General features: G+C 49.6%; 7 protein-coding genes and 5 pseudogenes. 5 read left to right on the forward strand and 7 right to left on the reverse strand.

Going from position 1 to position 11,148, the window contains the following annotated elements:
- Positions 1 to 124: 124 nt before the first annotated feature.
- Positions 125 to 2,353: pseudogene (locus ACJBF3_RS25380) on the reverse strand (Tn3-like element Tn3 family transposase); the annotation flags it as partial.
- 13 nt (positions 2,354 to 2,366) lie between these two features.
- Here ACJBF3_RS25380 and ACJBF3_RS25385 point away from each other — a divergent pair.
- A pseudogene (locus tag ACJBF3_RS25385) lies at positions 2,367 to 2,711 on the forward strand (WbuC family cupin fold metalloprotein); the annotation flags it as partial.
- A gap of 46 nt (positions 2,712 to 2,757) precedes the next feature.
- On the opposite strand, the gene ACJBF3_RS25390 reads toward ACJBF3_RS25385, so the two are convergent.
- The 3 genes and pseudogenes from ACJBF3_RS25390 to ACJBF3_RS25400 all read right to left on the reverse strand — a co-directional run.
- Positions 2,758 to 3,633, reverse strand: coding sequence for an extended-spectrum class A beta-lactamase CTX-M-15 (locus ACJBF3_RS25390; RefSeq protein ID WP_000239590.1), 876 nt, complete (start codon positions 3,631 to 3,633; stop codon positions 2,758 to 2,760).
- Between the two features lie 255 nt (positions 3,634 to 3,888).
- Entirely contained in the window at positions 3,889 to 5,151 is a 1,263-nt protein-coding gene (locus tag ACJBF3_RS25395) for an IS1380-like element ISEcp1 family transposase (RefSeq protein ID WP_000608644.1), read from the reverse strand.
- Between the two features lie 193 nt (positions 5,152 to 5,344).
- Positions 5,345 to 5,551 (reverse strand): annotated as a pseudogene (locus ACJBF3_RS25400) (DUF4158 domain-containing protein); the annotation flags it as partial.
- A 163-nt stretch (positions 5,552 to 5,714) separates the two neighbouring features.
- On the opposite strand from ACJBF3_RS25400, the gene ACJBF3_RS25405 reads away from it, so the two are divergent.
- The 3 genes and pseudogenes from ACJBF3_RS25405 to ACJBF3_RS25415 all read left to right on the forward strand — a co-directional run.
- Positions 5,715 to 6,272 (forward strand): recombinase family protein, encoded by a 558-nt coding sequence (locus ACJBF3_RS25405; protein ID WP_001235713.1) that lies wholly within the window; start codon positions 5,715 to 5,717, stop codon positions 6,270 to 6,272.
- A 182-nt stretch (positions 6,273 to 6,454) separates the two neighbouring features.
- A complete protein-coding gene (locus tag ACJBF3_RS25410) occupies positions 6,455 to 7,315 on the forward strand; it encodes a broad-spectrum class A beta-lactamase TEM-1 (protein ID WP_000027057.1) in 861 nt (286 codons plus the stop codon).
- Positions 7,316 to 7,524: 209 nt separating this feature from the next.
- A pseudogene (locus ACJBF3_RS25415) lies at positions 7,525 to 7,929 on the forward strand (IS91 family transposase); the annotation flags it as partial.
- 106 nt (positions 7,930 to 8,035) lie between these two features.
- On the opposite strand, the gene ACJBF3_RS25420 reads toward ACJBF3_RS25415, so the two are convergent.
- From ACJBF3_RS25420 to sul2, 3 genes are read right to left on the reverse strand one after another with little or no spacing between them, the layout of a single operon-like run.
- A complete protein-coding gene (locus tag ACJBF3_RS25420) occupies positions 8,036 to 8,872 on the reverse strand; it encodes an aminoglycoside O-phosphotransferase APH(6)-Id (protein WP_000480968.1) in 837 nt (278 codons plus the stop codon).
- Positions 8,872 to 9,675: an aminoglycoside O-phosphotransferase APH(3'')-Ib gene (aph(3'')-Ib, locus tag ACJBF3_RS25425; RefSeq protein ID WP_001082319.1), complete on the reverse strand. Its 804-nt coding sequence runs from the start codon at positions 9,673 to 9,675 to the stop codon at positions 8,872 to 8,874. The genes ACJBF3_RS25420 and aph(3'')-Ib overlap by 1 nt, the downstream gene beginning before the upstream one ends.
- A gap of 60 nt (positions 9,676 to 9,735) precedes the next feature.
- Complete coding sequence (gene sul2 / locus ACJBF3_RS25430; RefSeq protein ID WP_001043260.1) at positions 9,736 to 10,551, reverse strand: sulfonamide-resistant dihydropteroate synthase Sul2; 816 nt, start codon at positions 10,549 to 10,551, stop codon at positions 9,736 to 9,738.
- Positions 10,552 to 10,880: 329 nt separating this feature from the next.
- Here sul2 and ACJBF3_RS25435 point away from each other — a divergent pair.
- Positions 10,881 to 10,985, forward strand: a pseudogene (locus ACJBF3_RS25435) (Arm DNA-binding domain-containing protein); the annotation flags it as partial.
- Positions 10,986 to 11,148: the final 163 nt, after the last annotated feature.

Raw genomic sequence — 11,148 nt, forward strand, 5'->3', positions numbered from 1 at the left:
GCGTACGGCCCACAGAATGATGTCACGCTGAAAATGCCGGCCTTTGAATGGGTTCATGTGCAGCTCCATCAGCAAAAGGGGATGATAAGTTTATCACCACCGACTATTTGCAACAGTGCCCTATTTTTCGGGGATCTGATTGCCCTCTGGCAATATCATTCAGCACGCCATAGTCGGCATCATGGTCCATTCGCCAGAAAACCGAAGCACCGGCATCAGCCAGGCGTGGAGAAAACTGGTATCCCAGCAGCCAGAAAAGGCCAAAGACAAGTTCGCTGGCACCTGCTGTATCGGTCATAATTTCGGTTGGATTCAGCCCGGTCTCCTGTTCCAGAAGACCTTCCAGCACAAAGATAGAGTCCCTCAGCGTCCCCGGTATAACGATGCCATGAAAGCCGGAATACTGATCGGACACAAAGTTGTACCAGGTGATCCCTCTGTTATTACCAAAGTATTTGCGGTTCGGTCCGGCATTGATTGTTCTGACTGGCGTAACAAAGCGCATTCCATCTGCAGATGCCACTTCTCCTCCACCCCATATCTGTGCCAGTGGCAGCGTTGCCTGAAAATCAACCAGTCTGGCATTAGCGCTGGTGATAGTTTCAGCCCGCAGATAGTTCGCTTTTGTCCAGTTCAGCCGGTGTCGGGTCAGTGCAGGAACATTTGATCTGATCAGTGGTTCCAGACCGATATTGCAGGCTTCAGCCATCAGCACGGCGCTGATGCTGACGGGCAGATCATCAACTCTGGCACTGGCTTCACTAGCATGGAAAAACTCATCAGCAAATCCGGTATGGGCGTTAATTTCGAGCAGCAACTCCGTTAAATCCACCGGAGGGAGTAGATCACTGATCATTTTGCTCAGTCGTTTCAGACTGTCCGGCTCATCAAGACTGGCGAGGGGAGAAATTGTCAACCGGGGCTTCGGGCCAGAAACATCGAGTTCGACAGCCTCATTTTCGCAAAGACGTGCAGCAACCTGTCTGTAACGACTATCAAGCTGATGACCCAGAGATTTTATTGCTTCCTGCGGGTCTGTCGGGTGCCCCAAAGAACGATAAACCTTAATCCGGTTTGCCTGCCAGTCAGCACCCTGTAGTAATCTTGCACGAGGATCTCCCCACCGGTTACTGCCGGTAACGTAGACATCCCTCCGCCTCAGACTATCCTGCAGTTTACTGAGAAAGCAGAGCGTGTATCCCCTGCGGGTGATATGTTTTTCCTTGTTAATCACCAGCCGTTTCCATGACCGACTGATAATTTCCGTTGGTGCGTCGTCAAAAAACTGCCGCCGTGAGCTGAACTCCCGGCTGAGGTAGTCACAGGCATTCAGAGTGGTAACCCCGGCAGGTGCGGATGAAAATTTAACGGTATTCAGCAGATGGGGCAGGAAACGACGAACGCGCCCGTACTGCTCCACCATTTCTTCATGAAAATTATCGTCTGAGGGCCGGGCAATTTCACGGACAAGCGTGATGATTTCAGCCAGCTTTTGCCTTGGGATGTAGCTGAACACCTCAGCACGAATCGATTCGTCCGGTGTTTCTTCTTTCAGCAGGTACGAACATGCGCTGGCGAGCGCCAATGCAGATTTATCCAGATCCTTCAGCGAGCGGAGCCGTTTTTTCTGCCCAATCTTTCTGGCGTCACGGATGATAACGGCCAGCATGGCGTCCAGAACGTCCAATGCATCATCCAGCGCCAGCGTTTCCCATGCAAGGACAAAGGCAACCAGAACCGCCATCCTTTTCTGCGGTGACATCCTGGCAATATTGAACACCGAAGTCATACCAGCATAACGTGCGAGATTTTTCAGGCGCACAGCCGGGAGTGTACTCAGGTTTTCAGCATGCAGGCCAAAATCGTTCAGAGTTTTCCAGCGTTCAATTGCTTCATTAAACGCCGGACCACTGATGGTCACAGGGCCCTTTTTCAGTGATTCCAGTAAAGACAGGCGGCTGCAATCAGTTGGCCCCAGCAGCATCTCCAGCTGTGAACGCTGTTCGGCTGACGGTATCAGTGCCAGTTTGTTCCACAGGCGCAACGTCGCCTTTTCCCTTACCTCTGAAATCAACCGGGTCAGCGTAGTGGCTCCGGGGAGAATAATACGATGTTGCATAAGCCACCCTGTCGCCAGATCGAAAAGCAGGCCAGGACGTTCGTTGCTTATCCAGCTCCGGGTATATAAAAGACGGGTAAGGCGAAATGTCCAGGGCCAGGCAAATTCACGATACTGATAGTGCTGACGTATCAGCGCTGCATGCTCACGGCGGGTATTTTCCCTCTGACCGTATTCTGCAAGAACGGTGATATCACGAATCCCGAGCTGTCTGGCGGTAAAATGCCGGACGCCGGAAGGAATATGACCTGGGACCTACGTGCGCCCGCACCGACACCCTCACACCTTCGAGCTACTGTTGCCATTAAGGGGTCGTTTCGTGGTGCTGAATTTTGACGATCGGGGTACCGTCACCCATCGGGCGATATTGGGGGAAACCTGTACGGTGCTGGAGATGGCCGCAGGAACCTGGCATGCCGTGCTGTCGCTGGATACCGGTGGCATAATTTTTGAAGTAAAACACGGTGGCTATCAACCCGTGGCTGCCGATGACTATGCGCACTGGGCTCCAGCGGAAGGAGAACCAGGAACCACGGAGCTTATGGCCTGGTATGCGCAAGCGCAGGTGGGCGACAGCACTTTTGCCGTCTAAGGCGATAAACAAAAACGGAATGAGTTTCCCCATTCCGTTTCCGCTATTACAAACCGTCGGTGACGATTTTAGCCGCCGACGCTAATACATCGCGACGGCTTTCTGCCTTAGGTTGAGGCTGGGTGAAGTAAGTGACCAGAATCAGCGGCGCACGATCTTTTGGCCAGATCACCGCGATATCGTTGGTGGTGCCATAGCCACCGCTGCCGGTTTTATCCCCCACAACCCAGGAAGCAGGCAGTCCAGCCTGAATGCTCGCTGCACCGGTGGTATTGCCTTTCATCCATGTCACCAGCTGCGCCCGTTGGCTGTCGCCCAATGCTTTACCCAGCGTCAGATTCCGCAGAGTTTGCGCCATTGCCCGAGGTGAAGTGGTATCACGCGGATCGCCCGGAATGGCGGTGTTTAACGTCGGCTCGGTACGGTCGAGACGGAACGTTTCGTCTCCCAGCTGTCGGGCGAACGCGGTGACGCTAGCCGGGCCGCCAACGTGAGCAATCAGCTTATTCATCGCCACGTTATCGCTGTACTGTAGCGCGGCCGCGCTAAGCTCAGCCAGTGACATCGTCCCATTGACGTGCTTTTCCGCAATCGGATTATAGTTAACAAGGTCAGATTTTTTGATCTCAACTCGCTGATTTAACAGATTCGGTTCGCTTTCACTTTTCTTCAGCACCGCGGCCGCGGCCATCACTTTACTGGTGCTGCACATCGCAAAGCGCTCATCAGCACGATAAAGTATTTGCGAATTATCTGCTGTGTTAATCAATGCCACACCCAGTCTGCCTCCCGACTGCCGCTCTAATTCGGCAAGTTTTTGCTGTACGTCCGCCGTTTGCGCATACAGCGGCACACTTCCTAACAACAGCGTGACGGTTGCCGTCGCCATCAGCGTGAACTGGCGCAGTGATTTTTTAACCATGGGATTCCTTATTCTGGAAGATACGAAATAACAACAACATGAATAGTCCCTAAATTCCACGTGTGTTTTTTATTAGCTTCAAAAATCACTATTTCACGAAGAATTTAGACTGCTTCTCACACATTGTAACATTATTTACAACCACCTTTCAATCATTTTTGATAAATCATTGATTTCATCTTTGCTGCAATGATACTTAATAAACTCTGCAAGTTATCCACAGAGCAACACTCAATTTTATTGATGATATTCTTATTATACCAGACATTTTTCATACACTCCCTTGTACGGATAGTTTTCCGACAACTTCATGATTACATATCTTGCGGTTTTGATTATTTTTGCTGCAAGAAATACATACTTCAAACGAAAGGTCTTTATTTGCTGTCTGTATTCTGAAGAGTCCAAGGAATCAAACTTGAACAACAAAAATAGGTTATATGAAAGCATCATCATTTGAAACACGGCTTCATTCGCCCAAAATGACTTTAGCAAGAGATGACCCACCGCCATGTCGTATTTGGCTTCTTTGATATAGTTTTCAGCATTACCACGCTTTTCATAGTATATAACTACTTTTTCAGAAAGCAAGGTAGTATTTGTTACAAAGAAAAAGTAGTCGTATTCGGAACCTTCTAAAAGTGATAATTGTGCTCTTTCTTTTTCTGGTTTCAGTACGCGAGATACGACAAATCTTCTGTCTTTTTCCCATTTAACTAATTTTGTATACAGTTCTGTAGTTTCTCTACCTTCTTCTCCTTTAACGAATACAATTGATGAATTCGTTGCTTGTGAGGTGAGTGTAGAATAACTTTTGGCTTTAATTAAATATTTGCATCCAAGAGATTCTATCGTTTCGATAATTTTTTCATCAAAGTAGCCACTATCCATTCGAAATAAAATTTCTAAATCGTCTGATTTGATGTTAGCAACAATTTCTTTGATCATTTCCGCAGCACCGTTTGCAGTGTAAGTATTGCCACTTCTTACAAATCCGGTAACATATGCTTTTAATTCGTCGCAAAATGCAAATTGGATATTGTAGCATCGGTTTCCCAGTTTCTTAGGATTATATCCTTTTGACGCACCTTCTTGATGACCTTCTACGTTAATTACACTACTATCAATATCAATCGTAATGGATGTCAATTTACTTTTAGTGAGCAGTTTTTTAAAGACTTTAAAATTAATGTCTCTAAACATTTGGGTTGTCTTGAAGTTGAAGTTTCCTAGAAACCGTGACACTGTTTCAGGTTCTTTTACGGAAATATCAAACTCGTTGACGAGGGGATCATTTTGAAGTAGCTTTAGACGTTCTAACTTATCAATGCCAATGAAGTGACCGCAGAGCATGGTCTTTATATGATTCATCTTGATTTTATTTGTTGAGTCATTATCAAATACGAGGTCATTTTCAATAAAATCAAAAATCCCATTGCTTTTTGCATTCTCAAGGAGCAGAAAAAGACCTGCATTTGATGTTAGATTCTTAGCTTTGAAATCAATTTTATTAATCATAATTAGAACCCCTTTTTACTACTTTTCTTACTATTATTTTACCATATATCGAGTCATAAAAGCTGATAATTTAACATATTTTTGAGCACTTTTCTTTCACCCAATGGGTGAAAGCTGAATTTCGAAGGAATGCATATTTATCAAGGCTTTGATTATGCTTTTTGAAGTACTGACGTAGAATCTAGGTATGATTCATATCGGTGAGGAAGGTGCCCAGAAAACGGACACATCCAATTTGCAGGGCAATGCCCAGACGGTTGTGATCACCTCTGCTTTTTCCGATAAATTCCTTGTCTGCTTCATCAAGGTGAAAATATCGTGCCAGCTGAAGCTCATCCGGTTCACCGGTGAATCTGCCATAGCTTTCAGTCTGCTCAGTGGTCAGAAAGTCAACGGGCATATCGGCCTCCCTGCCTGACGGGCATTTAGTAACATTTTTCCAACCGTACGAAATGTTATAAATTATCGGACATCGTAAAACTGTTACATTAATATGTCTATTAAATCGTAAATTTGTAATAATAGACATGAGTTGTCCGATATTCGATTTAAGGTACATTTTTATGCGACTTTTTGGTTACGCTCGGGTCTCAACCAGTCAGCAGTCTCTTGATCTTCAGGTCAGAGCACTCAAAGACGCAGGTGTGAAAGCAAACCGTATATTTACCGATAAGGCATCCGGCAGTTCAACAGACCGGGAAGGGCTGGATTTGCTGAGGATGAAGGTGGAGGAAGGTGATGTCATTCTGGTTAAGAAGCTCGACCGTCTTGGCCGCGACACTGCCGATATGATCCAACTGATAAAGGAATTTGACGCTCAGGGCGTGGCAGTCCGGTTCATTGATGACGGGATCAGTACCGACGGTGATATGGGGCAAATGGTGGTCACCATCCTGTCGGCTGTGGCACAGGCTGAACGCCGGAGGATCCTAGAACGCACGAATGAGGGCCGACAGGAAGCAAAGCTGAAAGGAATCAAATTTGGCCGCAGGCGTACCGTGGACAGGAACGTCGTGCTGACGCTTCATCAGAAGGGCACTGGTGCAACGGAAATTGCTCATCAGCTCAGTATTGCCCGCTCCACGGTTTATAAAATTCTTGAAGACGAAAGGGCCTCGTGATACGCCTATTTTTATAGGTTAATGTCATGATAATAATGGTTTCTTAGACGTCAGGTGGCACTTTTCGGGGAAATGTGCGCGGAACCCCTATTTGTTTATTTTTCTAAATACATTCAAATATGTATCCGCTCATGAGACAATAACCCTGGTAAATGCTTCAATAATATTGAAAAAGGAAGAGTATGAGTATTCAACATTTTCGTGTCGCCCTTATTCCCTTTTTTGCGGCATTTTGCCTTCCTGTTTTTGCTCACCCAGAAACGCTGGTGAAAGTAAAAGATGCTGAAGATCAGTTGGGTGCACGAGTGGGTTACATCGAACTGGATCTCAACAGCGGTAAGATCCTTGAGAGTTTTCGCCCCGAAGAACGTTTTCCAATGATGAGCACTTTTAAAGTTCTGCTATGTGGTGCGGTATTATCCCGTGTTGACGCCGGGCAAGAGCAACTCGGTCGCCGCATACACTATTCTCAGAATGACTTGGTTGAGTACTCACCAGTCACAGAAAAGCATCTTACGGATGGCATGACAGTAAGAGAATTATGCAGTGCTGCCATAACCATGAGTGATAACACTGCTGCCAACTTACTTCTGACAACGATCGGAGGACCGAAGGAGCTAACCGCTTTTTTGCACAACATGGGGGATCATGTAACTCGCCTTGATCGTTGGGAACCGGAGCTGAATGAAGCCATACCAAACGACGAGCGTGACACCACGATGCCTGCAGCAATGGCAACAACGTTGCGCAAACTATTAACTGGCGAACTACTTACTCTAGCTTCCCGGCAACAATTAATAGACTGGATGGAGGCGGATAAAGTTGCAGGACCACTTCTGCGCTCGGCCCTTCCGGCTGGCTGGTTTATTGCTGATAAATCTGGAGCCGGTGAGCGTGGGTCTCGCGGTATCATTGCAGCACTGGGGCCAGATGGTAAGCCCTCCCGTATCGTAGTTATCTACACGACGGGGAGTCAGGCAACTATGGATGAACGAAATAGACAGATCGCTGAGATAGGTGCCTCACTGATTAAGCATTGGTAACTGTCAGACCAAGTTTACTCATATATACTTTAGATTGATTTAAAACTTCATTTTTAATTTAAAAGGATCTAGGTGAAGATCCTTTTTGATAATCTCATGACCAAAATCCCTTAACGTGAGTTTTCGTTCCACTGAGCGTCAGACCCCTAAAAGAACTTTCCGCTAAGCGATAGACTGTATGTAAACACAGTATTGCAAGGACGCGGAACATGCCTCATGTGGCGGCCAGGACGGCCAGCCGGGATCGGGATACTGGTCGTTACCAGAGCCACCGACCCGAGCAAACCCTTCTCTATCAGATCGTTGACGAGTATTACCCGGCATTCGCTGCGCTTATGGCAGAGCAGGGAAAGGAATTGCCGGGCTATGTGCAACGGGAATTTGAAGAATTTCTCCAATGCGGGCGGCTGGAGCATGGCTTTCTACGGGTTCGCTGCGAGTCTTGCCACGCCGAGCACCTGGTCGCTTTCAGCTGTAAGCGTCGCGGTTTCTGCCCGAGCTGTGGGGCGCGGCGGATGGCCGAAAGTGCCGCCTTGCTGGTTGATGAAGTACTGCCTGAACAACCCATGCGTCAGTGGGTGTTGAGCTTCCCGTTTCAGCTGCGTTTCCTGTTTGGGGTCGTTTGCGGGAAGGGGCGGAATCCTACGCTAAGGCTTTGGCCAGCGATATTCTCCGGTGAGATTGATGTGTTCCCAGGGGATAGGAGAAGTCGCTTGATATCTAGTATGACGTCTGTCGCACCTGCTTGATCGCGGCCGCGATAGCTAGATCGCGTTGCTCCTCTTCTCCATCCGCGTTCCAAGCTGCGGAAAGGCACCCATAAGCGTACGCCTGGTCGAGCAGGCGACGCGGATCGACGTCCAGCGCACGAGAGAATGCGTCCGCCATCTGTGCAATGCGTCTAGGATCGAGACAAAGGTCGTCTCTGTCAGCCGGATCGTAGAACATATTGGCGGCGCCAAAGCCCACTTCACCGACCAGACCGACGGGATCTATCACCAGCCAGCCGCGACTGGAGAACATGATGTTTTCATGATGCAGATCGCCATGTAGCCCACGCAGTTCCGAGGCATTGCTCATCATTTGATCGGCTATAATCGCCGCGTGGACGTAGTCAGTTTGACAACCTGCGTTTTGATCATCGCGCGCCCGCTGAAACAAAGCTGCAAAGCGATCCCGGATCGGGAGAAGGGCAGAAGGCAGGGGTTCCTCAGATGCGGCATACAGCTTCGCCATTAGTTCCGCTGCAATTTCGGTCGCCTGGTAGTCGCCGTGCTCGGCAACGATGTGAGAGAGCATTCGCTCCCCGGCATATTCGAGCAACATCAGATTGTTCTCACGACCGAGCAACCGGACTGCTCCCCTCCCATTGCGCCATACCAGATAGTCGGCCCCGCGCAGTTCATCAGCAATGTCTTCTATAGGTTTCAATCCCTTGACGATTGCAGGAGTCCCGTCTGGCAATGAAACTTTCCAAACGAGGCTGGAAAAGGTGTCCGCAATGAGAACAGGTTGCGAAACGTGCCAATGAGCAGGAAAAACAGGCGGCATGAACATCAACCCCAAGTCAGAGGGTCCAATCGCAGATAGAAGGCAAGGCGTTCGCGGTCGGGGGCTTCGATCCCCAATACATTGAATAGGACAGCGAAGGCGCGCTCTGCTTCATCTGGCGCTGCCCAGTTCTCTTCGGCGTTAGCAATCATGAGTGCCAAATCGGCATAGCGATCTGCTGTTCCGAGCCGCCCAAGGTCGATCAGACCCGTGCATTGAAGAGTTTTAGGGTCCACCATGAAGTTCGGCATGCAGGGATCACCATGGCAAACAACCATATCGGTGCGCTCTTGGTCGAGCCGCACCGGTAGCTCTCGTTCGACACGAGCCAAAAGATCGAGCTGCGGCGTACTCTTGTCCTCGTCCGGTAAGAAGTCGGGATTGACGGCATTGCGGGACACCACATCAACGGCGCGTCCGAACATTCGCGACAGCCTGCGCTCAAACGGACATTGATCAACCGATAGGCTGTGAACAGCGCCAAGTTGCTGCCCCATTGACGGCCACGCTTTGAGCAAATCCGCTCCAGACAGATCAGCCGCCGGTACTCCCGGAATTGCCGTTATCACCAAGCATGCACCCTCCTGTTCCTCCTGCCAGTTGATGACCTCGGGGCAAGCCACACCTCGACCTTTGAGCCAAATGAGGCGGTCACGCTCTCCAGCGAGCTCACCGCGGCGGGAAGCAGGTGCGATTTTCGCGAAGGCATGCCCGTCACCACGTCGAAAAACAAAATCACCAGATTCTCCGCCTCTGACAGGCAACCAGTCAGAATGCGATTCACCAAAAAAAATATTAGTTCGATTCAATGGAGGTTCCTTCAGTTTTCTGATGAAGCGCGAATATAGAGAAATATCCCGAATGTGCAGTTAACGAATTCTTGCGGTTTCTTTCAGCGCCGCCAATACCGCCAGCCCGTCGCGCAAGGGGCGCGGCTCGTGTGTGCGGATGAAGTCAGCTCCACCTGCGGCGGCGGCAAGCTCTGCAGCGAGTGTCGCGGCCCCGACATCCCCCGGACCACGGCCTGTGAGCGCGCGCAGAAAGGATTTGCGCGAAACAGACAGAAGCACCGGCAAATCGAAGCGCAGCCGCAATTCATCGAACCGCGCCAGCACCGAGAGCGAGGTTTCGGGAGCAGCCCCCAGAAAAAACCCCATGCCGGGATCAAGGACAAGGCGGTTGCGTTTGATACCGGCACCCGTCAGCGCCGCGATGCGCGCGTCAAAGAACGCCGCAATGTGATCCATGATGTCGCCAGCGGGTGCCTCGCGCCGATCTGCCTGCCCGTCTTGCACCGAATGCATAACGACGAGTTTGGCAGATGATTTCGCCAATTGCGGATAGAACGCAGCGTCTGGAAAACCGCGAATATCATTGAGATAGGCCACACCACGCGACAAGGCATAGGCTTGCGTCGCGGGTTGATAACTGTCGAGCGAGACGGGAATGCCATCTGCCTTGAGCGCGTCCAGCACCGGCGCGATACGCGCGATTTCTGTGTCGGACGAAACAGGCGCGGCGTCGGGATTGCTGGATGCCGGACCGAGGTCGATCACATCTGCCCCCTCGGCCATCAGCTTACGCGCCTGCGCAATGGCTGCGTCTGGCGCCAGATACCGGCCTCCATCGGAGAAACTGTCCGAGGTTATGTTGACGATGCCGAAAATGATGAGCGATTTATTCATGGGGGCTTCTATAATAATAATAATCGAGCATGAGTCTCATACGGATGCTCGGGTCGAAAGGGAATCCCCAGGCGAGTAACCTGTTTGCGGTGCTCCATTAGCTGCAGGAGCAGAATAGCATACATCTGGAAGCAAAGCCAGGAAAGCGGCCTATGGAGCTGTGCGGCAGCGCTCAGTAGGCAATTTTTCAAAATATTGTTAAGCCTTTTCTGAGCATGGTATTTTTCATGGTATTACCAATTAGCAGGAAAATAAGCCATTGAATATAAAAGATAAAAATGTCTTGTTTACAATAGAGTGGGTATCGGAGACGAAGAAGGACAAGGTACATGCTGACCGATACCAAGCTGCGCAATCTCAAGCCCAGGGACAAACTCTACAAAGTGAATGACCGGGAAGGTCTCTATGTGGGGGTCGCCTCAGAAAACGGAATCTATGGTCACTCCCGTTTTTGCAACACCGATTTTGACGACAAGTTGGCTTGCTTGAATCTATCCGGCGTCTGAATGGGATTTTATTCCCGCGCCTCGATGAGTTCCGCGCCTGATGAACCTCCAGAAAATATACGGCTTCAATGAGCCTTTCCGTTTTACAGGT

The sequence above is a fragment of the Enterobacter sp. PP-008-ECC_S150 genome (assembly GCF_045257065.1).
Taxonomy (GTDB): Bacteria; Pseudomonadota; Gammaproteobacteria; order Enterobacterales; family Enterobacteriaceae; genus Enterobacter; species Enterobacter chengduensis.

Excerpts from the sequence above, each read along its gene's own strand:
- ACJBF3_RS25390 (WP_000239590.1), bottom strand. The coding sequence starts at position 3,633 with ATGGTTAAAAAATCACTGCGCCAGTTCACGCTGATGGCGACGGCAACC.
- ACJBF3_RS25395 (WP_000608644.1), bottom strand. The coding sequence starts at position 5,151 with ATGATTAATAAAATTGATTTCAAAGCTAAGAATCTAACATCAAATGCA.
- ACJBF3_RS25405 (WP_001235713.1), top strand. The coding sequence starts at position 5,715 with ATGCGACTTTTTGGTTACGCTCGGGTCTCAACCAGTCAGCAGTCTCTT.
- ACJBF3_RS25410 (WP_000027057.1), top strand. The coding sequence starts at position 6,455 with ATGAGTATTCAACATTTTCGTGTCGCCCTTATTCCCTTTTTTGCGGCA.
- ACJBF3_RS25420 (WP_000480968.1), bottom strand. The coding sequence starts at position 8,872 with ATGTTCATGCCGCCTGTTTTTCCTGCTCATTGGCACGTTTCGCAACCT.
- sul2 (WP_001043260.1), bottom strand. The coding sequence starts at position 10,551 with ATGAATAAATCGCTCATCATTTTCGGCATCGTCAACATAACCTCGGAC.